We start from the raw sequence: 24,968 nt of genomic DNA, 5'->3' as shown, positions 1-24,968 counted from the left end.
GAGATCGGTGGCCGGCGGTGTCGCGCCCAACTCAGTCCGCGAGTATCTCGGCGAGCATGTGCATGGCGGCGACGGTGGAGAGGCTGCGGACGTTGGCCCGGTCCCCGGGGAAGTAGCGCGTCCGCGTGGTGGTCGGTCGTCCGGCGACGGCCACACCGAAACAGACGGTGCCGACCGGCTTCGCATCGGTGCCACCACCCGGGCCGGCCACACCTGTCGTGGAGACCGCGACGTCGGCGCCGAGTCGACGCACGGCACCGTCGGCCATCGCCGCGGCCACCTGTTCGCTCACGGCACCGTGTTCGGCGATCAGCTCGGCGGGGACATCGAGCTGACCGGTCTTCGTCTCGTTCGCGTAGGCAACCACCCCGCCCACGACGTAGGCCGACGATCCGGGGCGATCGGTGAGGCGAGCCGCGACCATCCCGCCGGTGCACGATTCCGCGGTGGCGACGGTGCGGCCGGACAGGGCCGCGGCGACGAGATCGTCGATCGTCGAGCCGTCGGTCGAGAAGACCTGGTTCCCATGATGTTCGCGGATCACGTCGGACAGGTCGCGGTAGGCGCCCGCGGCGGCGTCTGGGAAGCGCGTGACCATCTCCAGTTCACCCATGCGCAGGCAGGTGGTGATCTCGAGCTCGGCGAATCCGGTCACCTGCTGTTCGGCCAGTCGCAGCGTCGCCGCGAGGTCGGGCTCGGACAAGCCGTACCCGCGGATGATCTCCTGCTGTAGCTCGATGCGGCCCGCCAACGCGTCGGCCACGGGCGCGGCGGCCATCGCCGCGGGCCACATCGCGCGCAACTCGCGGGGCGGCCCGGGGAGAACGAGGATGGCCGGCGTCGACCGGGCGTCGCCGGTGGTGGCCGGCACGGCGACTCCGGGGGCGGTACCGGTCGGCGGGATCGGTGTGGCGCCGACGGGAACGAGCGCCTGCTTGCGGGTTCCCGCACGCAGATTCTCCGAATCCGGGTCGGCGTTCCGGCGGCGCATCCACGCCCCGATGATGTCGGCGATGTGGGCCTCGAGGTCGGTGTCGAGTTCGAGCGGACGACCACAGAACTCGGCGACCGCGGCAACGGTGAGATCGTCGGCCGTCGGTCCGAGACCGCCGGTGGTGACGATGAGATCGACATGCTCATCGGTCAGGAACTGCAGCTGCGCGATCAGGTCGGCGGGCCGATCACCGCAGATGGTGATGTGTGCGACGTCGACCCCGGCATCCAGTAGCTGTCCGGCCACCCACGGACCGTTCCGGTCGGTGACCCGCCCCGACAACACCTCGGTCCCGGTGACCACGATCCCCGCGCGCACGCTCACCCGGTCGACTCTATCCATCGATCACCGGTGAGTCGCCCACTCAGGTGTGCTCGTCGACGATCACGCGACCTTTTGGATGTAGGTGACGATGCGATCGACGCTGATCAGTTCGCGGGTGTCCCGATGCGGGATGCGGATGTCGAAGACCTCTTCGAGCTGGACGGTCAGGTCGATCGCGGAGATCGAGTCCAGCCCGTACTCCGACAGCTCGGTATACGCGTCGAGAGCGGTGGGTGGCAGCCACAGCACGTCCGCGATCGCCTCTCTGACCAGCGACACCAGATGCTCTTTCGTCATGATGGTTCGTCCTCCCCCGAGAGCCACAATGATGGTGAGTCAACTGACTGATCCGGAGCCTAGCGCGGAAGTGCCGTGGATCACAACGTGCGTTGAGGAATGGTCGATCAGTGCAGCCCGCGCGCCGCCACCGCCTCGAGTACCGCCATCGGCGCCTTGTACGGTTCATCGGCGCGCGGCCAGTGCACGATGACGTCGGTGAAGCCGAGCTCGATGGCGCGGCCCACCATCTCGTCGAAGAGTTCGACGCTCTCGAGCGCGTTGCGGGGTGAGGCGTCGAGGCTGAGATAGCGGTCCATCGGGCCACGACCGCCGACGGCCAACGCGTCGTCGAACACCGCGCAGTTCCGGGCGATGCCGGCGAACCAGTCCTCCAACGACGATGCCGCGGTTCCGGTGGTGACCCAGCCGTCCCCGTTGCGTGCGGCGAAACGGACGTTGCGCGGGCCGTTGCCGGCCAGCAGCAGCGGCACGCGCTCCCGGACACTGCCGCCGACCAGGCGCATGTCACGTGAGCTGTAGTACTCGCCGTCGAACGTCACATGGTCGTCGCGCAGCGTCCGGTCGAGCACATGAGTGAATTCCCGGAAACGATCGACGCGTTGCCCGACGGTGAGTTCCGGCTGGGCGAGCAGCGTGTCGTCGGGGGTGCCGCCGACGCCGAGCCCGAGCAGGAAGCGGCCGTCGGAGATGTCGGCGAGCGTCTGCACTTCGCGGGAGAACGACACCGGATGGCGAAAATTCGGTGACACCACGAACGCGCCCAACGCGATCCGCTCGGTCACCCCGGCGGCCGCGGTCAGCGTCGGGATGCAGGAAAACCATCGGGAATCGGGGAGCCCGCCCCAGACGAGGTGGTCGTAGGTCCACGCGTGGTCGAAACCCATCTCCTCGGCTCGTTGCCACAGGGGTCGCGACCGGGACCACCGCTGGTCGGGCAGGATGCAGATTCCGAAACGCATGGTGGCACGCTACCGGTCGCGCGGATACCCCTCCAGCATCAGTGTGCTCACCGCGGTCAATGCCTCGGTCCACGCCGCGGCCATCGCAGGTGTCCAGGCGTCCCCGCCGATCTCGGCCATCGCCGAGATCATGCACTCGCCGACGGCGTCGAACATGGGTGCGGTGACCCCGAGTTCGGCGTGGCGCCGTCCCAGTGAGCCGAGTTCCGATGTCAGCCAGTCACCGTCGTCGAGATGATCGAGTACCGAGACGATGGCGGTGCGCAACATCGCCGCTTGAACCCGTGTGTCGCGCCCGAACATCGGCTGCACCGAGGGATAGCGCTCGAACAGGATGTCGTAGAACCGGATGGTCAGCCCGTTGTCGGGCAGATCCACCAGGGCGAGGCTGTCTTCGAGAACCTTGTTGTCCACGGCTCAGGGCTTCTCGTGGTCGTGCCCGATCGGCTGCTGCCGTTCGGAGGGCTCGTGCAGTTCGGCCATCTCACTCTTGAACACCCGCAATGACCGCCCGAGGCCGCGGGCGGCATCGGGAAGGCGGCCGGCGCCGAAGAGCACGACGAACGCCACTCCCACCAGGACGATGTGCCAGGGTTGCAATGCCCCCATGTCGTTCTCCTCACTCCTCGACGTGAATCATCCGGTGCGACTGCGGGACCGGACGGTGTGGCGGCCGCGTCCGACGCGCCCGCCACACCACCGATCCCCACCACCGCGGCGCAGGTCCGACGGCGCCACGCATCCGGCGCCTCATCCCTGCCCCCGACATCCGAACCGGTTGGACCGGTAGGTGTTCAGCGATAGCCGCCCGACTGCTTGCCGCCGCTGTTGCCGGGGTAGTGCGGGTTGTTGATGACCGGCATCTGGATGTTGATCGGCATGTGCAGTTCGGACATGTAGAAGAGCACGAACTGTCGCAGGAACTCGTCGAAGAGCCAGTACGCCTCTTTGGGCACGCCGACATTGAGAGCGCCCTCCCGTACGGCCACATAGGGGCCCCAGGCGGTCTCCAGCAGCGGGGTCCACACGGGCTCCCGGGGGATGTCGAGCCAGTCGGCGATCTTGTCGCCCAACATGAATCGGGTCAACGCCCCGAGGACTCCGCGGGACAGCAGCGAGAGGTCGAGGTTGTAACCGAGGCCGAGCAGGATGTCGGCGAGCTTCTTGCCTTCCGGCGTCGGCGCCAGGATCGGGTCGAGTACGTGCTTGGCCTGTGAGTCGGCCGCCGCCCACGACTTGGGGATGTACTGATCCTGCACACCGAGCATGTGGGCGCTGACCTGCCAGGAATGCAGGAAGCCCTCCGACTCGTCCGGCGCGATCGGCACATTCCACTTCTGCAGGTTGCGCATCACCGTGGTGGGCAGGCTGTGCCAGGTGACCATGATGTCGGCCTGGCTGATCGGCGTCTTCTCCGGAGCCGCGTGTTCCCACCACGGGGATTGCGGCAGGAGGTGGCGCACCGCGGCATGGGCCAGGCGGGTTTTCACGCAGGTCACGACCATCTCGCCGTCGGACTGATAGGCGTTGAGTGAGCCGATGTCGTAGCCGAGTTTCGCGGTCTTGGTGATGCGGTCTTTCATGTCCGCGCCGCCCTTGGAGTAGTAGACCGCGCGCGCCTCTTTCGGGATGACGGTGCTCATCATGCCGCTGGCGAACCCGTAGAGCACGCCGAGATAGGTGCCGCGTTTCTCGTTGAACTTCACTGCGGTCGCCAACTTGCCACGATCGGTCCACGACGGAAGCTGACGCGCATGCTCCATGAAATCGCGCAGTTCCTTGGGCAGCCCGGCCGGCAGCGGCTGCCCGTTCTTCGTCCACGATCGGAGCAGCCGGTTGACCTCGGGCACCTGTCCCCGGTCCAGCAGTCTGGCGACCACGGGGTCGGCGTCGTCATCCCAGACACCTTTGGGGTCCGCGCCGCTGCCGCGCCCCGGCAACGATTCGGCCGGCGACCATGTCCAGGGTGACGCCTGTGTGACGGTGGCCAAAGCGCCCACCGCACCTACCGTGCCGCCTGCCTTCAACAGAGTTCTCCTGTTGACGTTCTCCATCTTTCTCACTCCCGTCTATCGCCACCCGACTCGATGACGCGATGTAACAATCGCTGTATCGCTGTTTCATAGGTGTAGCACGGAGTGATTCTGGATACACACGTTTTCGGATGATTGGAGCGATGCGCGGTATGCTTCGCCAACGAGGGGCGGAGGAGATCGAGTGAAACCTGGCCAGGCCGCCACGCCGCTGGAGCTGCAATCTCCATCGCCGCAGCCGCAGTCGTTGCTGCAGCGGGCATACGTGGCCGTGGTCGGGGGAGACCTGCACGAACCCGACGACGATCCGACCCGGACCCGATTGCTCGACGCTGCGTTCGAGCAGTTCTGTCGGATGGGTATCCAGCGCTCGTCGATGGAAGAGGTGGCCCGTCGCGCCGGACTGTCCCGGATCACCATCTACCGGAAGTTCGACACCAAGGACGCGCTCGTCGAGCAGGTGATCCTCCGCGAGTTCCGACGCTACTTCCTCCGGTTTCTCGCCGACATCGAGAAGGCCGACACGGCGGCGGAACGGGTCGTGCTCGGCTTCGTCAGCTCCCTGCGCTCGATCCTGAGCAACCCCCTCATCGGCGGTCTTCTCGAGACCGAGCCGACCCTGTTGGCCGGGTCGATCGGAGCCGACGACGGCCGAATGCTGGTGGCCGTGCGCCAATTCGTCGCACAGCAACTCCGCCGGGAGCAGGACGCCGGGAACATCGACCCCGACCTCGACACCGAGTTGACCGCCGAGATGATGGTTCGTATCTCGAACTCGTTCCTGACGGTGCCCAGCCAACTGATCGATGTGCACGACGACGAACAACTGGCCGACATCGCCCGTCGATATCTCGTCCCCATGCTGGATTCCGGTCCGTCGATGCCTCGCTGAACCGGCCACGGGACGAGGCGAGATGACACACAGGCGAATCTGCTCGATGGCCGTCATCGCCCTGACCTCCGCCGCGCTGATGCTCGTCGCACCGACCACTGATGTGCTCGCGGCGCCGTTTCGGACCACTGCGATCGCGCCTGATCTCGCGGCGTGCACGGCCGACCAGAAACCGTCGAGGAACACGGCGTGCGCGGCGGCGATGACCCAGTTGTGGCTCGCGCACCGGGGCAGGTCCGGCGTGGTCCGCGAGACCGTGCGGGTCGACAACCCGGCGTTCGGGCTGTCGTGGAATCCGCAGAACCGCGACATCTGCGTCTACGCCGAACTCGGCAAGCTGCTCAACCTCGGGCTGCACCACTGTGATCGGATCACCTTCGTCAACCCGGAGACCGACGCGGACCTGATCTCGACCCGCACTCGGGCGATCGCCACCTTCCTGCACGAATCGAGTCACGGCGTCCAGGAGGCGGCGGGTCTGAAACCGGTGTCCACCACCATTTTCGGTCCCACCGACGAGCTGCGGCGACTGGAACTGGCGAGCGACTGCTGGTCGGGTGCGGGCATGGCCTGGCTGGTCACCGATGGTCGCCTCGGCGCCGCCGACCTCGCCGAGGCGACCGCGTTCATGTACGCGCTGCCCGACAACGCCACGCACGGAAACGGCGACGACCGTGGGCAGGCGTTCACGCGGGGCATCGCCGAAGGCCCGGCGGCCTGCGATCAGATTCTGAGTACGCGTGTCTACACTTAGCTCGACGACGACACCCGCGCATCCGCAGAGGGAGACATGACCACCGCTTACGAATTCACCGCAGCCGACATCGACGGCAACACCGTTCCGCTGTCGACCTTTGCCGGGCTACCGCTACTCATCGTCAACACCGCGTCGAAGTGCGGGTTCACGCCGCAGTACGAGGGTCTGGAGGCGCTCAACCGGCAATACGGCGACCAAGGGCTGCGCGTGCTCGGCTTCCCGTGTGACCAGTTCGCCCATCAAGAACCCGGTGACGCGGAGGAGATCAAGAACTTCTGCTCGCTGACCTACGACGTCAGCTTCCCGATGTTCGCCAAGATCGACGTGAACGGACCCGACGCACACCCGCTGTATGCCTGGTTGCGATCCGAGAAGCGCGGACTGCTGGGCGGACGAATCCAGTGGAACTTCACCAAGTTCCTCATCGGCCGCGACGGCAAGGTCGTCGACCGCTTCGCGCCGACCACCAAGCCGGAGAAGCTGACGGGCGCGATCACGAAGGTGTTGTGACGCGGTCCCTCACGAGATCAGCGTTGCCAGCGCGACGTCGGGATCACCCAGGCGCGCGGTGTCGACCGGCCGGCCCGACGAGATCAGTGACTTGATGTCCTCGAGCTGATCCCAGACGTTCACCTGCATGCCCGCCTGGACGTGCGCGTCGTCGTCGAGCCAGAACACCACGAACTCACGTCCCTCGACGTCACCGCGGAACACGACCTTCTCGTACCCGGACGTACTGCCGGTGAACTCCATGCCGAGGTCGTATTGATCGGTGAAGAAGTAGGGCAGATTGGTGTATTCGGCGTCGCCGCCCAGCATGTTCACGACCGCGATCGCCGGCTGGTTCAGGGCGTTCGCCCAATGCTCGGTGCGCACCCGGGTCCCCAGAGTCGGATGCTCGGCATTGGCGATGTCACCGACGGCGTAGATGTCCGGGTCGCTGCTGCGCAGACCGGCGGTGACGAGGACACCGCCGCCGCCGGTTTCGAGGCCGGCCGTCTCGGCCAGTTCGAGATTCGGTATCGCGCCCGCCGCGACCAACACCAGGTCGGCGTCGACCGTGTCGCCTCCGGCGAGTCGCAGGCCCTGCGCGTGGCCGCCGCCGTCGTCGGTCATCACGGCCTCGACCTCGACCCCGGTCCGCAGGTCGACGTCGTGGGCGCGATGGAGGTCGGCGAACACCTGCGCCACCTCGGCACCCAGTGCGCCGAGCAGCGGCTGTGGTGCGGCCTCGGCGACCGTCACCTGTGCGCCACGCTCGCGGGCACCTGCCGCGACCTCGAGGCCGATCCAGCCGCCGCCGACGATCGCGACGCGGGAACCGTCATGGATCGCCGCGTTCAGCTTCTGGGCGTCGTCGATCGTGCGGAGGTGGTGAACGTTGTCGGCGTCCGCCCCGGCGAGATCGAGATGCCGTGAGCGAGAGCCGGTGGCGAGCAACAGCTTGTCGTAGCTCACGGTGGAGCCGTCGGGCAGCTGCACGGTCTTCGCGGACGGGTCGATCTTCTCGATCGTGGTACCGGGGCGTAGGTCGATCCTGTTGTCGCGGTACCACTCCCCGTCGTGGACGGTGAAGTCGGCGAGTTTCTTCTTGCCGGCCAGGAATTCCTTGGACAACGGCGGTCGTTCGTACGGCAGGTGTTCCTCGGAACCGAAGAGGATCACATGTCCGTCGAAGTCGTGTTCACGCAGTTCCTGAGCGGCTTTCGCGCCGGCCAGGCCGCCTCCCACGATCACCATGGTTGTCATGAGCGTCGCCTCCCTCGTGCTTCGGGGCAGATCTCTGTTCTGCCTGCGCTGTTGGGATCGTGTCTCACCTTACTCGGGTGCACGCCGCGGCACGGTTGTCTCCAGGTAATGCCCGAGCGGTCACCGGCTGCCCCATCGCGCCAGCGATTCCACGGTGGTGATGTGATCGACGCCGAAGGCCGCGGCGCCGTACAACGGTCCGTCGTCCCCATATATCCCGTCCAAAACTGCTGGGGGAGAGTCTTTTCGATACGACATGAGACCGGCCCGGTAGGCTTCGTCGAAGGATTCGCGCGCAGCGGCCCGCAGCGGTGCGGCCAGCCCGCCGAGCGTGACGACGTCGGGGTCGTGGATGTTGACCAGTCCGGCGACGCCTCGACCGAGTGAGGCGGCGACTGCGGCGAGGGCCGCGCCGGTGCGGGTGTCGGCCACGGATGAGCCGCGGTACTCGTCGAGGACCGTGTGCATGTAGCCGGGTGCGTTCTCCGGTGGTGGGTCGCCGCGATGTTCGGCGAGGGCACGCCCGTCCAGCGTGAGATCCCAACATCCGTGGGCGCCACAGGGGCACAGTCGAGACGGATCGCCGAACGGCACATGGCCGTACTCGCCGGCGCTGCCGTGCGCCCCGGTGGCGGGTACGCCGTCGACGATGAGCGCCCCGCCGATCCCGGTGGTGATGATCAGATGCAGGGCGGTGCCGACGCCACGGGCCGAGCCGGTCCGCGCCTCGGCCAGACCCGCGAGTGTCGCGTCATTGCCGACGAGGACCGGCAGCTCGACGTCGGCGGGCAGATCCGACGTCAACCGCGACAGGTCCACGTCCCGCCACCCGCGCCGGGTGAACTGCACGAGGCGATCGTCTCGGACGGTGCCGGCGACCGACACCGACACCGCCCGCACCCGGTCGGCCTCGCGCACATGGATCGCCCGGATCGCCTCGGCCATGTCGGCGAGTACCCGCTGCGGGTCGCGACCCAGGTCCGGGGTGCTCGCCTCGATGATCGGGGCCCCGGTGATGTCGGCGGTCGCGACCCGCCAGCCGGTCGTCGTCAGGTCCGCGGCGACGACGACCGGTCCGTTCGGGTGGGGACGAAGAACGGTGGAGGGCCGGCCGCGTCCGTGGGCGGGGGCGGGACTCTCATCGAGGAGTTCGATGCGGCGCATCCGGCTCAGCAGTTCGGTCGCCGCGCCACTGCCGATGCCCAGCTCCTGGGCCGCCGAGGCGCGGGTGATACCCGGCTGCGTGCGGACCAGATCGATCAGCCGCGCGGCGGTGAACCAGCGCGCCGGTGTCGCGCTGCTCGGCTGTGAGGTCACCGGGTCATCCCCCCATTTTCATTAAACTCTGATCACGAGTATATTCGGCGCGTGGCCATCTCCACCGACTCGACCTCGACCCGGCGCGGTGTTCGTCAGAACCTGCCCGCGTTGATGGCGCTTGCCCTCGCCGGGTGCCTCGCCGTCACCACGGAGATGCTCCCGGTGGGTCTGCTGCCGGCCATCGGCGACGCCTTCGACGTCGACGAGCAGACCACCGGTCTGCTCGTCATGGTCTATGCCGCGATGGTCGCGTTCTTCTCGGTGCCGCTCACGATCGCGACCCGACGGCTCCCGCGCAAACCGCTGATCCTGGCCACGGTGTGTGCCTACCTCCTGAGCAACCTCATGATCGCGGTGGCGCCGACGTTCGCGTTCGTCGCCGCAGGGCGAATGGTCGGGGGGCTCTCGCACGCGCTGTTCTTCTCGGTCTGTATCGGTTTTGTGCCGCTGCTCGTCGAACGTGGCCAGGTGGGTCGCGGCCTGGCGCTCGTGTCCGGTGGGGCCACCGCCGGTTTCGTGCTCGGCGTCCCGGTGTCGACGACTCTCGGCTCGTTGGTGGGATGGCGGGTGGCGTTCGCGATCCTGGCGGTGTTCGCGGCGATCACCCTAGTGCTGGTCGCGCGGACGCTGCCCGCGGTGGCCGGGTCGCCGGCCGGCCGGCGAATTCTTCCTCCTGGGACACGAACCGATCTCGCTGTCGTCGTCGCGTCCAACACCCTGACTTTCGTCGGGCAGTACACGCTGTACACCTACGTGACGGTGGTGTTCCTGACCGCCGGCGCACACGAGGCGTCGATCGGCCCGATCCTGCTGCTGTGCGGGGTGTGCGGTCTCGTCGGACTCGCGTGCCTCGGCCGCACGATCGATCGCCATCCCCGCTCGACGGTGCTGGCCGTTCTGGGGTTGCTGGCGGCCGCAATGCTCGGTGTCTGGGTGACCCACGAGTGGCTGCCGGCACTCGTGCTCGCGGTTGCGCTGTGGAACGGGGTGTTCGGTGGTGTGCCCTCGATGTACCAGTCCGCCGCGGTCCGGGCCATGCCCGACGCCCCGGAGATCGCCGGGGCCTGGATCAACTCGACCTCCAACGTCGGCATCGCTCTGGGTGCGGTGATCGGTGGTGCGCTCCTGACGACGGCCGCGGGCACGTCGGCACTGGCGTGGTTCGGGTCGGCGCTGGTGGTCCTGGGACTGGGCGTCGCCGTTGTGGGGGCGAGAGCGTTCCCGCGCGCCACCGTCAGCCGGTGATCAGGGCCCACAGTCCGTCGGCGCCCACGTCCAGCGCGGCCGACGCGACGATCTCATCCCAGTGGTGTGTCGAACCGAACTCCGATCGCCAGGCGAGTGCGGCCAGCGTGAACTCGTGGAGGCGATGCTCGCGGGTCGTCCCGATCGCGCCATGCACCTGGTGGGCATTGCGGACCGCCACCGACGTGGCCTGACCGACACACGAACGCGCCACGGCAACAGCGAACTCCAGGTTCTCGCCGGTCCAGTCGCCGTGCACGGCCGAAGCGAGTGCGGCCTCGGTCGCGGCCCGTGCGAGTGAGGTCTCGGCCGCGATGTCGGCGATCAGATTCGTGACGGCCTGGAACCGTGCCAACGGCCGACCGAACTGGTGGCGCTCGGTGGCATGAACCACCGTCAGCTCCAGGGTGCGTTCGAGCGCTGCGCAGATCTGGACGGCCCGCGCCAGCGCGCCGCGGAGCACGAACTGGCCGGCGATCGATTCGTCGAGGTGTGTCCCTGTCAACGCGGCGATGTCGGCGGTGACGGTGTCGCGTGGTTCGCCGGCGACATTGGTTCCGGGCCTGATCGTGAGATCCGCGGCCGGCACATCGGCGAGAAGAGAGGTGTCACCGGATCGCCAGATGACCACGACTCGTTCCGCGCTCGCCGCCCAGCCGACGTCGCGTGCGACTCCGTGCTGGTCGAGGATGCAAGCGGTGCGTCGTCGGTTGTCGATCGGTAGGCCGGCCGTCTCCAGGAGCCAGCCGGCGAGCAGATCGTGTTCGACGATGGGCGCCGACACCCCGTGCGTGGCGGCGGCGGACAACAATTCGGCGGAGGCGAACCAGTCGGCGCCACTGCCGCCGGTGTCCTCACTGCCGGTCAGCCGGGCGAGGCCCAGCTCGGACAACTGCTCCCACAGTTCGAGGTCCCATGCGGCCGAGCCGGTTTCGGTGTCGGCGCCGGAGGTCTTCTCGCGATGCGAGGCGAACACCGCCGACATCATGTCGACGAGGTCACGGTCGACGGCGGTCATCAGCGCAACCCCAATCCGCGCGCGATCACACCGCGCAGCACCTCGTTCGTGCCGCCGCGCAACGTGAATCCCGGGCGTTGCACCACCGCGGCGTCGACCATGCGGGCGAAATCGTCACTTCCAGGCGCCGCGGCGTCGCGGAGCCGGTCGGCGAAGTCGGCGATGTCGCCCTCACCGGTGGTGCCCAGGACTTTCACGACGGCCGCGGCGGTGTCCGCGGGTTCGTGACGGGCGAGCGCACCGGCCACCGCGCTCGACATCTGATGCAGTGCGGCGATGTGGGCGACGTGCCTGCCCAGGTCGGGATGCGATGGCACCGCGCCTGTCCGCATCTCGTCGACCGTCTCGGCGAGCAGCGGAAAGGTGGACAGAAATCGTTCCGGCCCACTGCGTTCGAATGCCAACTCGGAGGTCACCTGCGTCCAGCCCTCGCCGATGGTGCCGAACACCATGTCGTCGGGCACGAACACGTCGTCGAGGATCACCTCGTTGAAGTGATGGCTGCCGTCCATCGACCGGATCGGGCGGATGTCGATCCCGGGCCCGCGCAGGTCGACGATGAACTGGCTCAGACCGCTGTGGCGATGAGCCGGGTCGAGCGGCTCGGACCGGGTCAGGCAGATGAATGCCTCGGCCCGGTGGGCGCCGGAGGTCCAGACCTTGGTGCCGGTGATCGACCACCCGCCATCGACCCTGGTGGCCCGGGTGCGCACGCTCGCGAGGTCGGAGCCCGAGTCGGGTTCGCTCATGCCGATGCCGAAGAAGCAGGTGCCGGCGGCGATGCGGGGCAGGTACCGCTGCTTCTGCGCCTCGGTGCCGTACTTGAGGAGGGAGGGCACGATCTGACGGTCGGCGATCCAGTGCGCGGCGACGGGTGCACCGGCGGCCAGGAGTTCTTCGGTGACGACGAAACGCTCCACGAAGCCGCGCCCGCGCCCGCCGTAGTCGACGGGGACCGTCATGCCCAACCAGCCGCGTTCCGCGAGGGCCGCGGTGAACTCCTCATCCCACCCCGTCAGCCAGCTGTCGACCCGGCGCCCGATGCGACCGGCGGCGCGCTGCTCGTCGACGAAGTCGCGGACCTCGAGGCGTAGGGAATGGAACTCGGACGGATCGTCGACGGTCTGTGGGACCAGACGGAGTTCGGACATGTCTTGGACGATAACCCGAGCCGCGATCCGTGCCGGCATCGTCGCTCCCCCGTTCCGGATGCGCTCCTTCGATCGAGGGAGCAGATCCGCAACGGAGGAGCAAGGTCGGGACGACGCGGCAGGACGGGTCAGGGTGGCGATCGCCGATATCCGGGCAGTCGTCCTCGATACCGGCGATCATGGGATGACGTGACACGAAAGGCGGGCGATGAACGGGCGGACGATCGCGACGGCGGCATTGGGACAGTTCAAGAGGGCGCGGGTGGCGTACCTGAAGCTGCGGGGACAGACACCCGACAGTGTCGCCGAGCAGCGGGTGGTGAGCGGGACGTCGTGGGACGAGTTCTGCGACACGCTCAAGTCGGCCGGGGCGGCGATCGTCTTCCCCGGCACCCCGACCGACCCGCTCACCCAGGCCGAGGGCTACCGCTACCTCAGTCGACTCACCCGTGCCGGCCTCGAGGCCTTCGTCGAATACGCCGACCCGAAGGCCCCGGTCCTGCGCCGCATGATCCACGAGACGGCGAAGATGGGGTCGGACAACCCGGACAACTACTACATGAACGCCACCATCGACGGATCTCTCGAGTACCGCATCACCGGGACCCGCGGAACCGTCGACTATCTGGGCTTCGGTACGCAGGAGGGCAATTACGGCGAGGGTGGGCAGATGCCGACCACCGGCTACGTGGAGGCCGCCGACCTCGAGATCGGGCCGGACGGCCACTTCGAACTCATCCTGAGCGCCACCGAGCACGACGGCAACTGGTTGTCGATGACACCGCAGACCGGCCTGTTGATCGTGCGGCAGACGTTCGCCGACCGCAGCACCGAGGTCCCGGCGGATCTGCGGATCGAACTGCTGACCGGCTCGGCCCTGCCTGCCCCGCTCACCCCGGCGCAGCTGGATGCCGGTCTGGGCAAGGCGAGCCTGCTGGTTGCCGGAGCCTCGATGTTGTTCGCCAAGTGGGCGCGCGACTTCTCCCGGCACACCAACGAGCTGCCGATGTTCGACCCGGAGCGCTCGACCAAGGCCGGCGGCGACCCGAACATCATCTACTACCACAGCTATTGGCGGCTGGGCCCCGACGAAGCGTTGGTCATCGACAGCGAGATCCCGGACTGCGACGGCTGGAACTTCCAGCTGGACAACCACTGGCTGGAGTCGCTCGACTACCGCTATCACACGATCCACGTCAACAAGCACACCGCGACCTACCGCGACGACGGCTCGGTACGGATCGTGGTCGCCCACAAGGATCCGGGTGTGCCGAACTGGATCGACACCACCGGACACGACTGCGGCGCCATGACGTTCCGGTGGATCCGCGCCGCGCGACACCCGCAGCCGCACACCCGCGTGGTCACGACCAGCGAACTCGCACAGCTGGATTGACCGGGCCGGTCGCGATGAGTGCCTCGTTCACACCGTTCCGGCGTCGGCCGGTGCGCGCGATCAACCGCGTCGGCCGGATGCTCGATACGCGTGGTGTGTCGGTCATGGACCTGTCTGCCGACTGCCTGCGGCGACGGGCGCAGAGGGCCACCGGACTGCCGTGGGTCGACGATGCGCAGGCCGACGAGGCGCTCGATGTGTTGTGCGCGTCGATCGTCGAGGAATCGGAGCTGAGCCTGTTCGGGGCGCTGGTGATCCGCGCGCGTCTGCACGGCCTTCTCACCACTCGCCTGCGGGTCGCTGATCTGATCCGACGGGAACCGTCGATCCTGCGGACGGACATCTCCCCGCCGATCGTGATCGCCGGCCTCCAGCGCAGCGGAACGACGATGCTGCATCGGCTCATCGCCGCCGACCCGGAGATGCGCGCGGTCGGATCGTGGGAGGTCATTCATCCGCTGCCGCGGAAGCGGGAGAAGGCCGGCAAACCGACAGTTCGGGTGGCACAGACGAAACTGGCCGAATGGTCGCTGCGCTATCTGAATCCGCAGTTCTTCGCGATCCACGCGGTGGAGGCCGACGGCCCGGAGGAAGACGTTCTGCTGCAGGAGTATTCGCTGCTGTCGCAGGTGCCGGAGGCCATGCTCGACGTGCCGTCCTATGCCTTGTGGCTGCAGCAGCAGGACATGCGGGCATCGTACGAATACCTCAAGACGCTGCTGCAGATCCTGCACGCGCAGAATCCCCGACCCCGCTGGGTGCTCAAGACCCCGGCACACCTGGAGCATCTCGACACCGTGCTCGACGTGTTTCCCGAGGCCGTCATCGTGCAGACCCACCGTGATCCGCTGCGCACCACCGCGTCGTTCTCCAGCATGCTCGCACACGGTCATTCCATGTTCAGCGACCACGTCGACGCAGAATCCGTTGCCCGGCATTGGCTTGACCGCAACGGCGCGATGGTCGACCGTGCGCTCGACGTGCGTGCTGCACGACCCGACGTGTTCGTCGACATTCACTATGAGGATCTCATCGACGATCCGATGGCCCAGGTGAAACGCATCTACGACGCCGCCGGATTCGATCTCACCGACACCATCCGCACTCGCATGGACGAGCATCGTGCCGGGCACGCCCAGAATGCCCACGGCGTACACACCTATGCGCTTTCCGACTTCGGCCTCACCGAGGACGAGGTCAATGCGGTGTACGCCCGCTACCGTGCCGCATTCAACCTCTGACCCCGGCTGAGTGTCCCGCCCCTTCGTGACGGCCCTTCGCTAGCGCTTCGGGCCTCCTCAGGGATCGGGTGGTGGCCCCGAGCCCGCACGCGTCCCCCCGCTCCCTGAGGAGCCTCCGAGCTCGCGAGGATGCGTCACGAAGGGCATCGTCCCGCCCGAACTACCCCACCGGCCAGCTGGTGCCGGTGAGCTTCTCGGCCGCGGCCCACAGACGCGCGGCGTTCTCGAAATCGCATGCCGCCGTGGATCGTCCGAACAGCACCGGTTCACCGCGCAAGGCCCAGATCCCGTCGACGCCAACATAGCTGCCGGGGGCGATGGGGTGTGTCAGGCAATACAGAGTGGTCGCGGCGCCGGCGTCGATGTCGTTGGCGAATCGTGTTGCGGCACCCTGCACCACCTTGTGAGCGATTCCCAGGTGTGGCTTGTTCGAGATGTTGGAGGCCACCCAGCCCGGCGTCGTGAGCATCGCCGTCACCGGCGAACCGGCTGTACGCAGACGGCGATCGAGTTCGAGGCCCCACAGCATCACCGCGAGTTTCGATCGTGCATAGGACCGCGGCGGGCTCCAGCGCGCCCTGCTGAGGTCGAGATCGTCGGGGTCGAGTTCCTTGGCGCCACGGTGGGCGTCGGAGGCCACGCAGACGATCTGACGTTCGATGCGCGGCAGCAGCAGGTTCGTCAGCGCGAAGGGCCCGAGGAAATTCGTGCCGATGCCGAGTTCGAAACCGTCGGTGGTCTGTCGGTGCTGATGCGGGAAGACGCCGGCATTGTTGATGAGGTAGTCGATTGAACCGTCGAGCCTCTCGGCGAAGGCGCGCACAGACGACAGGTCGGCGAGGTCGAGTGGGAGGACTTCGCAGTCGCCGCCGAACTCGCGGGCTCGTTGCTCGCCGAGCTCGACGTTGCGTACGGCCAACACAACGCGGAGGCCTGCCCGGGCCATGGCGCGGGCCGTCGCCAAGCCCAGGCCGTTGGTCGCTCCGGTGACGACGGCGCGTCGGCCGGCGAGGGCTGTCAGTCGGTCATCCATGACACGAGGGTATTGGCGACAGGACACAACCGTCACGACTCGCTCCCCGAGGAGTCTCGCGAGGCGCCGCCCTTCGTGACGCATCCTCGCAGGCTCGGAGGCTCCTCAGGGAGCGAGTAGTGACGCCCGCGGGCTCGGAGGCTCGTCAGGGATCGGGGGAGGCATCCTCGCGGGCTCGGAGGCTCCTCAGGGATCGGGGGAGGCATCCTCGCGGGCTCGGGGCTCCTCAGACCCAGGGTCGAGGGTGGTTCGCGAGTTCGTTCTGTCAGAACAGCCGGGACTCGCGTACCTCGGCCGGTTCCTCGAGCTCCAGCAGGTGTCGTTTGCGCTCGAGTCCGCCGCCGAATCCGGTGAGGGAACCGTCGGCACCGATGACCCGATGGCAGGGGATGATCACGCCGATCGGGTTCTGTCCGACAGCGCGGCCCACCCGTCGGGCCAGCGCGGGATCGCCGAGTCGTGCTGCGATCTCGCCGTAGCTGACCGTGTGTCCGAACGGAATCTGACGCAATACGGCCCACACCTGTTCCTGGAAGTCGTCGCCGTCGGTACGCATCGGCAGATCGAAGGTCGAACGGTCGCCGGCGAGATACTCCTGCAGCTGGTCAACGGCCGGGCCCAGAACGGTGTCGTGACGGGCCTCCACGGCGTCGCCGAGTGAGGAGGTGTCAGTGGGTGGGAAGCGGCATCCGACCAGTTCGGCGCCATCGGCGACCAGCGTGAGATCACCGAGGACGGTGAGGATCGTCGCGTGTCGTCTCGGGCCCATCACGCTCTCCTTGCTCGGCTCCTCATCACGCTACGACGGCGCTCTGACAGTGCACCGTTGTCGCCTGTGAGACGAATTGGTAAATTAGTCTCATGTCCACCACGACGGAGGCTGCCACATCTGCACCGGTGCCCACACCACCCCGACGGCATCGCGCCGCCGACGAACGGGGACGCAGGATGGGACGACTGCTCCGGATGTATTGGCGTCTGACCGAGCCGACCGAAGCAGAATTCGATCTACTCGGGCGTCGCCTGTTGATGCGCGACGAACCGGCCGCCGCGCTCGTGCGGGCAATGCGGCTGCCCACAGACGACCCGGGCCGGGTCACAATGGCCCAGTTCCAGGAGGCGCTCGAGTCGGGGGTGTCCGACGACAGCCCGCCGGCGCTGCGGACCTTCTTCGATCTCATCGAGGACACACCGGCCTGGGTCGACGCCGAGCTGTGCGAACGCGGGGCCACCGTGTTCCGCCGATTCGGCCAGAACGCCGACGACGTCCTGCTCCAGCTGTCGTTGATCGGTGGCTACCGCTTCGGCGGGCCGGTCGATCTGCTCGCCGAGACCGGCGGACTGTCCGGAGGCACCACCAAACGGCGCCTGGGCGAGACCCAGACGTGGGCGATCGCGGTCGGGCAACCGGGAAGTATGCGGCGACACAGCGATGGTTGGAAACTGACGGTGCACGTCCGCCTGATGCACGCGCTGGTCAACGAGGCCTTCGAACGCAACGGCCGGTGGGACAGCTCCGAGTGGGGGCTCCCGATCAACCAGACCGACCTGGCGTCGACACTCAATCTGTTCAGTGGTGCGCTCATGATGGGTGTACGGGCGCTCGGCGTGCCGATCTCGCACGACGATTCACGGGCTTTGATGCATCTGTGGAAATACGTGGGGTGGCTGATCGGCGTCGACGACGACTGGCTGTTCGACGACGAACGCGATCAACACCAACTGAGCTACGCGATCCTGCTGTCGCAGACCGACGTGACCGATGCCGGTGCGCAACTCGCGAACGCGCTCGTCGACGTTCAGAAGGATCTGCACTATCGCCATCTGCCGGCGCTGTCGGCGGGCTACACGCGCGAGCGGCTGCTGAGCATGTTAGAGGGCTTTCTGGGCAGTCATGGCATGCGTGATCTTCGCCTGCCGCAACGCCTTCCGTGGGCGTTCGGGGTGGCGTGGGTGCGCAACACGATCAGCTATCGACTCATCGGCCACACGCCGGTGGGTGGCCGCTATCTCGAGTGGCGGGGACAGAAGGCGCGCCAGCGAGCCCGTTTCCGGCACTTCGGGGAAGGTGGCGCCGAGATCGGAGCGCTCCCCGTCGGCACACACGGCTGAACAGACCACCGGCCCACACTGTCGGTCGGGCCGGCGGTATCACCCGTCGGCTGCGGACGCTGTTGTGGCCGGCAGATGCCCGCTCGCCACGTTGCGGGCGCTGGTGGAGCGATGCAACGCGGCGACCTCGGCGTCGACGCGACCGAGGTGGCGAGCGGCGACATCGGCGAGCTGCCGGTCCATGATGCGGGACGCCAGGACGGGTTTGAGCCAGGCCGTGACCGCAATCCACCGCGGGACATAGACGCGGCGACTGCGCTGCGCCAGTCCCTTCGTCATCGCGGCCGCACAGTCATCGAGGGAGACGATCTTGCGCATCGACGTCGGAAGTTCGTCGAGAATGGCGAAATACGACGGCAGATCCGCGGCGATGTCCGCGACGAGTGGTGTATCGATCATCAGCATGTGAGCCGACCCCACGGCGACGCCTCGATGCCCGATCTCGGCGCGCAACGAGGTGGCGAGATGCTCCGTCGCCGCCTTGGTTGCGTTGTACGGGGACTGGCCCAACAGCGGAATGAACGCGGCAGCGGAGGAGACGATGAGGATGTACCCCTGACGTTCGATCACCGACGGCAGCGCGGCGCGGAAGGTGTGGAAGACACCCTTCAGGTTGACATCGACGACGCGCGCGAAGACCGCCGGATCCACCTGTTGCAGAGAACCGTACGACGCGATGCTGGCGTTGGCGAGCACCAGGTCGATCCCACCGAATCGTGCGATGCCCTGTTCGACGGCGTCGCGCACCTCATCGAAGTCGGTGACATCGGCGCGGTGGGCCACCGCGTGATCCGCGCCGATCTCGTCCGCGAGTTCGCGCAGCGGTTCGTCATCGATGTCCAACAGGATGAGATCCGTGCCGCGCTGGGCGAGGGACAGCGCGGTGGCCCGGCCGATGCCGCTCGCCGCGCCGGTGATCAGCGCGACCTTCCCGGACAACGAGGCCAGCGCGGCCGTCGACGAATGTTTGCGCAGCACGGGCATGGTCGGCTCCTCGCGGAGAATCGTCGGACCGTGCCAGTATGCCCGTCGGTGCGTTACCTGTACATGCTGGTGAGGACGGCTAAACAGCACGATCTACATCGGCGCTACGCGTACTTGTCGACGTACGCCGCCATCGTCTCGCGCTGATACCGCGACACCTCCGCGGCGTTCTCGTTCTCCGCGAACACCGACGACACCATCACGGTGTCGTCGCGGTCGTAGAAGCCGAGCGAGGCGAGCCCGCCGAAGAACTCATCCCAGTCGACGTCGCCATCACCGATCTTGAGGTGCTGATGCACGCGTACCGCGTTCCCAGGCGGATTGGTGATGTAGCGCAAACCATGTGACCGATGATGATCCATCGAGTCGGCCACGTGGACGAGGCGGAGCCGGTCGCCGGCGGCCGCCATGATCTCGGACATGTTGCCTCCCATGTGGAAGGTGTGACAGGCCACGTAGACCATGCCGAGATTCGGCGAGTTCACTCCTCGGATGATCCGGAGTGCTTCGAGACCGTCCTCGACGAAATCGTCGGGGTGCGGATCGATCCGGACGTCGATGCCCTCCCGCTCGATGATCGGCATCAACTCCTCCATCGACCGGAAGAACGCGCGCTCGGATTCCTCGGGAAGTTCGGGCCGGCCGGAGAATTCGGTGTTGATGACGTTGACACCCAGGTCGACGGTGATCTGGATGACGCGCTTCCAGTTACGCACCGCGGCTTCGCGCGCATCCTCGTCCGGCCCCGACCAGCGCAGCACCGGCAACACCGACGCGATGCCGACGCCGGCGTCGGCGCAGGCCTTGCGGAATCGGGCGACGAGGTCGTCGTCGGCGCGGGGGTGATTGAAGAACGGGATGAAGTCCCGGTGCGGGGTCAGCTGAAGGTAGTCGTAGCCGAGATCGGCAACGAGAGCAGGAAACTCCAGCAAGTCGTGGCTGTGGTGGAAAGGGGTGGGGTCCAACGCGATCTTCATCAGCGGGTGCCCTTCTCGGCGTAGTCGGCGATGGCGTCGATGTTGCTCTTGTCGATGAATGCCGGCCCGGTCAGCGTGGGAAGTCCACCACCGATCACATTGCGGTTGTTGAGATACAGCCACAGCGAATCAATGGCCAGGTAACCCTGCAGGAAGGGCTGCTGATCCACCGCCCACTGCACCGAGCCATCCTTGATGGCGGTGACCAGGGCCGCGTTGGTGTCGAAGGTGGCGATCTTCGCGTCACTGCCGGCGTTGTCGGCGGACGTGACCGCCGTCAGCGCGATCGGTGCGCCCAGGGTGATGATGTGATCGATACTCGGGTCCTCCTGCAGCTTGGCGGCAATGGTGGACTGGACGCTGGGCAGATCGGTCCCGTTGACATTCAGGTTCTGTACATCACCGGCACCGGACATGCCCTTCTTCACTCCCGCGCAACGGGACTCGAGCGCGACATTGCCCTGGTCCTGGATCACGCAGATCACCTTCTCGGCACCCTCCTGCTTAAGCCGCTGACCGGCCGCCTCGCCGGAGACCTGTTCATCCTGGCCGAAGAAGGACTTCGCGCCCATGGCCTTCCAACTGTCGATGCCGGCGTTGAAGGTGACGACCGGCAGGCCTGCATCGGCAGCCTTCTTGACGTTGGGCGCCAACGCCTCCGGCTTGGCCAGCGTCACCGCCAACGCATCGACCTTGCTGTCCAAGGCGTTCTGGACGAGGTTCGCCTGATTGGGCGCCTCCAACTCCGACGAGTACTTGAGATCGATGTTGTCCTTGGCCGCAGCGGTCTCGGCACCTTTGCGGATGAGGTCCCAGAAGGTGTCGCCGGGCGGGCCGTGGGTGATCATCGCAACGGTGAAACGGGGGGTGTCGGCAGAGCCGGCGTTCATCCCCCCGCCACTGGAATCCGGTTTGCCACCGGTGGACGAGCAGGCGGTGATCAGGGCCAGAGCGGCGATTGCGGAACCGGATACGCGCAGCAGTCTGCCACGCATCTGTGAGCGGCTGGTCTTCATCGTTGTCTCTTTCGGGTGCCCGGTCTCAGTGGACCAGGGTGGAATTGGCGGACTGCAGACTGTCGGCCGCGACCCGCAGCCCCTCGAGCGCGTCGAACTCGACGTCCTCGTGTTCGATGTTGACCCACATGTTCGGGTCGACCTTCTCCAGTGCTTGCAGGAACCGGCCCCAGAAGTCGACGTCGTGACCGCGTCCGACGGCGACGAAGTCCCACGCCGAATCCTCCGGCCACTTGTTGACGACATGCTTGCCGCCCAGGCCGGTCGGGTTCTCCGACAACGGGATACGAGTGAAACGCTCGTCGAGGACGCCGTAGATCTTGCAGTTGTCGTTGATCCGGGTGTCCTTTGCCGCGGCGTGGAAGACCAGGGGCCCCAGCCATTCGATGGCGGCGACCGGGTCGATGCCCTGCCAGAAGAGGTGCGACGGGTCCATCTCCGCGCCCACGTTGGTGGCGCCGACCTTGTCGACCAATCGCTTGAGCGTGGGCGGGTTGAACACCAGGTTCTGCGGGTGCATCTCGATCGCGACCTTCACCCCGTGCTCCCGGGCCAGCGCGTCGATCTCCCGCCAGAACGGCACCGCGATCTCATCCCACTGGTAGTCCAGCGAATCCAGGTACCCCGAGTCCCAGGTGTTGACGTGCCAGGCGGGCCACTGACCACCCGGATGTGCCTGCGGCAGGCCGGACATGGTGACCACGCGGTCCACACCGAGCAGCGCGGCCACGCGGATCGCCTTGCGCAGGTCGTCGGCATCCTCGGGGCCGACCTCGGGGTCGGGATGCAGCGGGTTGCCGTTGCAGTTCAGCCCGGCGATCGAGACGCCGGTGCCGTCGAAGTTGGCCAGGTAGGCGGCCGCGGTGACCGCGCCGGACAACAGATCGTCGACCGGCAGGTGTGGGGTGGGCAGGAATCCGCCGGCATTGATCTCCGCACCGGTCAGGCCGAGGGAGCCGATGATCTCCAGGGCCTCACGCAGTGGCTTGTCGTGCAGGATCGCGGTGTAGACGCCGAGTTTCATTGTTCGTAGACCTTTCGAAGTGTGTGCTGGGAGGGTTTTCAGGAGATCTTCACGGTGGCGCCACCACCGAGGGCCGATTCGGTGATCGCCGCGACGGTGCGCATGCTGTGCACGCCGGTGGCGAAATCGGGGACCGGGGAGAGACCGCCGTCGATGCCGGCGACCTGGTCGAGGAAGGCGCGTGCCTGATAGGCGAAGAACTCCGCCTTGCCGTGGCCGACGCCGCCGGCATCCATGGGTAGACCGCTGCGGATGTAGGGGTGGTCGGGTCCGATGATGACGCGGCGCGGACCGGACAGCTCGGGGCGGTCGCCGACCACGGAGATCTCGTACTCGCTCGCGCGGAACAGCTGCCACGACGCAGACCCCTGTGAGCCGAAGAGTTCGAAACCGAGGCCGTCGGGCAGCGCGTGGGCGACGCGCGAGGCAGAGAAGGTGCCGACGGCGCCGTTGGCGAAGGTTGCCGTGAAGGTTGCGACGTCCTCGTTCTCGACGGGCGCCATCTCACCGGTGACCTCGGCCTTCGTGTGCCCGTACGTGGTGCCGACGGGAACGGGACGTTCGGTGATCACGGTGCCGAAGGTGGCCCCGCTGACCTCGGTGATCGGTCCGCACACGAACTCCGACAGATCGATCAGGTGACTGCCGACGTCGGCGAGAGCACCGGTGCCGGGTCCGCCGCGGTAACGCCAGGTGATCGGCGAGGTCGGGTCCAGCCCGTAGTCGCACCAGTAGTGGCCGTTGAAGTGCACGAGATCGCCGACGGTTCCGGTAGCCAGTTCACGGCGGATCTGTTCCACGGCGGGTGAGCGGCGGTAGGTGTAGCCGACGCCGGCGACGGTATCGGCTACCTCCGCGGCCGCGAGCATCGCCTCGGCGTCCGAGGCGGAGCCGGCCAGTGGCTTCTCGCACAGAACGTGTTTGCCTGCGGCAAGCAGTCCCTCGACCATCTCGCGGTGCAGGTGATTGGCGACGACGACGCTCACGACGTCGATGTCTGCTGCGCCGGCGATCGCCTTCCAGTCGTACTCGGCCCGCTCGTAGCCGTAGCGTTTGGCGGTGTCGTCGGCGACGGCCGGATTGGCGTCGGCGATGGCGACAAGTCGCACGTCGGGTCGGTCGGTGCCGAACAGGGTGCTCGCCATCCGGTAGCCCGCTGCGTGGGCGCGGCCTGCCATTCCGCCACCGATCACGGCGACTCCGATCGATTTCTGGGTCACTGGGTCGGCTCCTTCTGCTGTGCCGGCGATACCGGCGTGGTCGATGTCTCAACTTGTCCGGTCTACTAAACCGGTCTAGTTCAGCTACTATGAGCCGAGTCACAGGGGTCTGTCAAGCCCTCGCCGGATCGATCAGTGCACACGAGAGGAACGTTGGTGAACGCGTCGAGTCGACCGACCATGCAGGACGTCGCGGACAAGGTCGGCGTGTCCAAGGCCACCGTGTCGCTGGTGTTCCGCAAGGCCCCCGGCGTCGGAGACGCGACCCGGCACGCGGTGCTCCAGGCGGCCGAGGACCTCGGGTACCGGATGAACCGGGCCGCCGCCCTGATGACCGCCCGGCGAACGCATCTCATCGGCGTGGTCGCACAGATCCGCAACAGTTTTCACTCGGAGATCGTCGAAAGCATGGTCGCGGCAGCGGATATCGCGGGCTACGAGATCGTGCTGGGAGCGGTCACGCCCACCCATGATGAGGCCCGGGTCATCGAGACCCTGATCGACTTTCGTTGTGAAGGAATGCTTCTCATCGGACCTGAATTGGAGACCAAGGCGATCTCGCAGCTGGGCGAGCGGGTGCCCACGGTGGTCGTCGGGCGACGTATCGGCGCGGCGTCGGTCGACGTCGTCCGCAGCAATGACGGCCGGGGGATCGGTGGGGTCGTCGACTACCTCGCGGGGCTCGGCCACCGGCGCGTCGTGCATGTCGCCGCCGGTCCGGGCGTGATCGCCGCGGACCGTCGCAACGGGTTTGTCCGCGCCATGGAGCGCAACGGCCTACAGGCCGATGGCGCTGTCGTCGACGGCGGCGATTTCACCGAGGAGGCCGGGATGCGGGCTGCCCGCTCCATCCTCGGCGGATCGTCGGCCGGCCCGACCGCGATCGTCTGCGCCAACGATCGCCAGGCCGTCGGTGTGCTCGACGTGTTGCGCCGGGCGGGGCTGGATGTGCCAGGCGAGGTGTCGGTGACCGGATACGACGACAGCGTGCTGGCGCGGATGAGCAATGTGGATCTGACGACGGTGAGTCAGCAGCCGAGGGCGCAGGCCTTCCAGGCGATCGACGATGTGGTGGGACGACTCGACGGCAATCGGACCGAACGCAGCGCATCCACGCTGATGCCGAAACTGGTGGTCAGGGCCACCACGGCCATGCCGCGCACCGATCGGGCCCTCGACGCGACGTCGGAGTCGCGATAGTTCCGATGCGGCGATCTCGCGAT

At 67.2% G+C, this 24,968-nt stretch carries 25 protein-coding genes; 8 read left to right on the top strand and 17 right to left on the bottom strand.

The window, feature by feature from the left end; all coding sequences use genetic code 11:
- Nucleotides 1-31: 31 nt before the first annotated feature.
- The 6 genes from AC4AMJ_RS22605 to AC4AMJ_RS22580 form a co-directional block, all read right to left on the bottom strand.
- A complete protein-coding gene (locus AC4AMJ_RS22605) occupies nucleotides 32-1,318 on the bottom strand; it encodes a competence/damage-inducible protein A (protein WP_489914845.1) in 1,287 nt (428 codons plus the stop codon).
- Between the two features lie 60 nt (nucleotides 1,319-1,378).
- On the bottom strand, nucleotides 1,379-1,615 hold the full coding sequence (locus tag AC4AMJ_RS22600) for an acyl carrier protein (protein ID WP_489898896.1): 237 nt from the start codon (nucleotides 1,613-1,615) through the stop codon (nucleotides 1,379-1,381).
- 107 nt (nucleotides 1,616-1,722) lie between these two features.
- Entirely contained in the window at nucleotides 1,723-2,577 is an 855-nt protein-coding gene (locus AC4AMJ_RS22595; RefSeq protein WP_489914843.1) for an LLM class flavin-dependent oxidoreductase, read from the bottom strand.
- A gap of 9 nt (nucleotides 2,578-2,586) precedes the next feature.
- Nucleotides 2,587-2,991 carry a globin domain-containing protein gene (locus tag AC4AMJ_RS22590; protein ID WP_489914841.1) on the bottom strand — a complete coding sequence of 135 codons (405 nt, stop codon included), beginning with the start codon at nucleotides 2,989-2,991 and terminating at the stop codon, nucleotides 2,587-2,589.
- Nucleotides 2,992-2,994: 3 nt separating this feature from the next.
- Nucleotides 2,995-3,186 (bottom strand): Sec-independent protein translocase subunit TatA, encoded by a 192-nt coding sequence (gene tatA, locus AC4AMJ_RS22585; protein WP_489898899.1) that lies wholly within the window; start codon nucleotides 3,184-3,186, stop codon nucleotides 2,995-2,997.
- A gap of 185 nt (nucleotides 3,187-3,371) precedes the next feature.
- The gene (locus tag AC4AMJ_RS22580) at nucleotides 3,372-4,631 is read right to left on the bottom strand and encodes an oxygenase MpaB family protein (protein WP_489914839.1); all 1,260 of its coding nucleotides are present in this window, start codon (nucleotides 4,629-4,631) and stop codon (nucleotides 3,372-3,374) included.
- A gap of 163 nt (nucleotides 4,632-4,794) precedes the next feature.
- Here AC4AMJ_RS22580 and AC4AMJ_RS22575 point away from each other — a divergent pair, with 163 nt between their 5' ends.
- Genes AC4AMJ_RS22575 through AC4AMJ_RS22565 form a run of 3 tightly spaced genes read left to right on the top strand, consistent with a single transcriptional unit; the run spans nucleotide 4,795 to nucleotide 6,769 of the window.
- Nucleotides 4,795-5,502: a TetR/AcrR family transcriptional regulator gene (locus tag AC4AMJ_RS22575; protein WP_489898901.1), complete on the top strand. Its 708-nt coding sequence runs from the start codon at nucleotides 4,795-4,797 to the stop codon at nucleotides 5,500-5,502.
- 22 nt (nucleotides 5,503-5,524) lie between these two features.
- A complete protein-coding gene (locus AC4AMJ_RS22570; RefSeq protein WP_489914837.1) occupies nucleotides 5,525-6,256 on the top strand; it encodes a hypothetical protein in 732 nt (243 codons plus the stop codon).
- A 36-nt stretch (nucleotides 6,257-6,292) separates the two neighbouring features.
- Nucleotides 6,293-6,769 (top strand): glutathione peroxidase, encoded by a 477-nt coding sequence (locus AC4AMJ_RS22565; protein ID WP_489898903.1) that lies wholly within the window; start codon nucleotides 6,293-6,295, stop codon nucleotides 6,767-6,769.
- Between the two features lie 9 nt (nucleotides 6,770-6,778).
- Here AC4AMJ_RS22565 and AC4AMJ_RS22560 read toward each other — a convergent pair whose 3' ends face one another.
- Together AC4AMJ_RS22560 and AC4AMJ_RS22555 are read right to left on the bottom strand one after the other, a co-directional pair.
- Nucleotides 6,779-8,008 carry an NAD(P)/FAD-dependent oxidoreductase gene (locus AC4AMJ_RS22560; RefSeq protein WP_489914835.1) on the bottom strand — a complete coding sequence of 410 codons (1,230 nt, stop codon included), beginning with the start codon at nucleotides 8,006-8,008 and terminating at the stop codon, nucleotides 6,779-6,781.
- 120 nt (nucleotides 8,009-8,128) lie between these two features.
- On the bottom strand, nucleotides 8,129-9,325 hold the full coding sequence (locus tag AC4AMJ_RS22555; RefSeq protein ID WP_489914833.1) for an ROK family transcriptional regulator: 1,197 nt from the start codon (nucleotides 9,323-9,325) through the stop codon (nucleotides 8,129-8,131).
- A 57-nt stretch (nucleotides 9,326-9,382) separates the two neighbouring features.
- On the opposite strand from AC4AMJ_RS22555, the gene AC4AMJ_RS22550 reads away from it, so the two are divergent.
- Nucleotides 9,383-10,573, top strand: a complete 1,191-nt coding sequence (locus AC4AMJ_RS22550) for an MFS transporter (protein WP_489918494.1) — start codon at nucleotides 9,383-9,385, stop codon at nucleotides 10,571-10,573.
- Here AC4AMJ_RS22550 and AC4AMJ_RS22545 read toward each other — a convergent pair.
- Entirely contained in the window at nucleotides 10,563-11,591 is a 1,029-nt protein-coding gene (locus tag AC4AMJ_RS22545) for an acyl-CoA dehydrogenase family protein (RefSeq protein ID WP_489914831.1), read from the bottom strand. The genes AC4AMJ_RS22550 and AC4AMJ_RS22545 overlap by 11 nt on opposite strands.
- A complete protein-coding gene (locus AC4AMJ_RS22540; RefSeq protein WP_489914829.1) occupies nucleotides 11,591-12,742 on the bottom strand; it encodes an acyl-CoA dehydrogenase family protein in 1,152 nt (383 codons plus the stop codon). Before AC4AMJ_RS22540 ends, AC4AMJ_RS22545 begins: the two co-directional genes overlap by 1 nt.
- 208 nt (nucleotides 12,743-12,950) lie before the next feature.
- Here AC4AMJ_RS22540 and AC4AMJ_RS22535 point away from each other — a divergent pair, with 208 nt between their 5' ends.
- Nucleotides 12,951-14,138 carry a DUF1214 domain-containing protein gene (locus AC4AMJ_RS22535; protein WP_489914827.1) on the top strand — a complete coding sequence of 396 codons (1,188 nt, stop codon included), beginning with the start codon at nucleotides 12,951-12,953 and terminating at the stop codon, nucleotides 14,136-14,138.
- 14 nt (nucleotides 14,139-14,152) lie between these two features.
- Nucleotides 14,153-15,379 (top strand): sulfotransferase family protein, encoded by a 1,227-nt coding sequence (locus AC4AMJ_RS22530; RefSeq protein WP_489914825.1) that lies wholly within the window; start codon nucleotides 14,153-14,155, stop codon nucleotides 15,377-15,379.
- 160 nt (nucleotides 15,380-15,539) lie between these two features.
- Here AC4AMJ_RS22530 and AC4AMJ_RS22525 read toward each other — a convergent pair whose 3' ends face one another.
- Nucleotides 15,540-16,412, bottom strand: a complete 873-nt coding sequence (locus AC4AMJ_RS22525; protein ID WP_489914823.1) for an SDR family NAD(P)-dependent oxidoreductase — start codon at nucleotides 16,410-16,412, stop codon at nucleotides 15,540-15,542.
- A 265-nt stretch (nucleotides 16,413-16,677) separates the two neighbouring features.
- Nucleotides 16,678-17,181: a methylated-DNA--[protein]-cysteine S-methyltransferase gene (locus tag AC4AMJ_RS22520; protein ID WP_489914821.1), complete on the bottom strand. Its 504-nt coding sequence runs from the start codon at nucleotides 17,179-17,181 to the stop codon at nucleotides 16,678-16,680.
- Nucleotides 17,182-17,273: 92 nt separating this feature from the next.
- On the opposite strand from AC4AMJ_RS22520, the gene AC4AMJ_RS22515 reads away from it, so the two are divergent.
- Nucleotides 17,274-18,524 (top strand): oxygenase MpaB family protein, encoded by a 1,251-nt coding sequence (locus AC4AMJ_RS22515; RefSeq protein WP_489914819.1) that lies wholly within the window; start codon nucleotides 17,274-17,276, stop codon nucleotides 18,522-18,524.
- 39 nt (nucleotides 18,525-18,563) lie between these two features.
- Here AC4AMJ_RS22515 and AC4AMJ_RS22510 read toward each other — a convergent pair whose 3' ends face one another.
- From AC4AMJ_RS22510 to AC4AMJ_RS22490, 5 genes are all read right to left on the bottom strand, one after another.
- Entirely contained in the window at nucleotides 18,564-19,472 is a 909-nt protein-coding gene (locus AC4AMJ_RS22510; RefSeq protein WP_489918493.1) for an SDR family oxidoreductase, read from the bottom strand.
- 140 nt (nucleotides 19,473-19,612) lie between these two features.
- The gene (locus tag AC4AMJ_RS22505) at nucleotides 19,613-20,485 is read right to left on the bottom strand and encodes a sugar phosphate isomerase/epimerase family protein (protein ID WP_489914817.1); all 873 of its coding nucleotides are present in this window, start codon (nucleotides 20,483-20,485) and stop codon (nucleotides 19,613-19,615) included.
- Nucleotides 20,485-21,480, bottom strand: a complete 996-nt coding sequence (locus tag AC4AMJ_RS22500) for a sugar ABC transporter substrate-binding protein (RefSeq protein WP_489918492.1) — start codon at nucleotides 21,478-21,480, stop codon at nucleotides 20,485-20,487. Before AC4AMJ_RS22500 ends, AC4AMJ_RS22505 begins: the two co-directional genes overlap by 1 nt.
- 46 nt (nucleotides 21,481-21,526) lie before the next feature.
- A complete protein-coding gene (locus AC4AMJ_RS22495) occupies nucleotides 21,527-22,525 on the bottom strand; it encodes a sugar phosphate isomerase/epimerase family protein (protein WP_489914815.1) in 999 nt (332 codons plus the stop codon).
- Between the two features lie 38 nt (nucleotides 22,526-22,563).
- Nucleotides 22,564-23,745 (bottom strand): Gfo/Idh/MocA family protein, encoded by a 1,182-nt coding sequence (locus tag AC4AMJ_RS22490; protein ID WP_489898915.1) that lies wholly within the window; start codon nucleotides 23,743-23,745, stop codon nucleotides 22,564-22,566.
- A gap of 180 nt (nucleotides 23,746-23,925) precedes the next feature.
- Here AC4AMJ_RS22490 and AC4AMJ_RS22485 point away from each other — a divergent pair, with 180 nt between their 5' ends.
- Entirely contained in the window at nucleotides 23,926-24,945 is a 1,020-nt protein-coding gene (locus AC4AMJ_RS22485; RefSeq protein ID WP_489900722.1) for a LacI family DNA-binding transcriptional regulator, read from the top strand.
- Nucleotides 24,946-24,968: the final 23 nt, after the last annotated feature.

The sequence above is a fragment of the Gordonia sp. LMA484 genome (assembly GCF_058129505.1).
The sequence above is the reverse complement of the archived record's forward strand: the minus strand, read 5'-3'. Positions and strand labels throughout refer to the sequence as shown.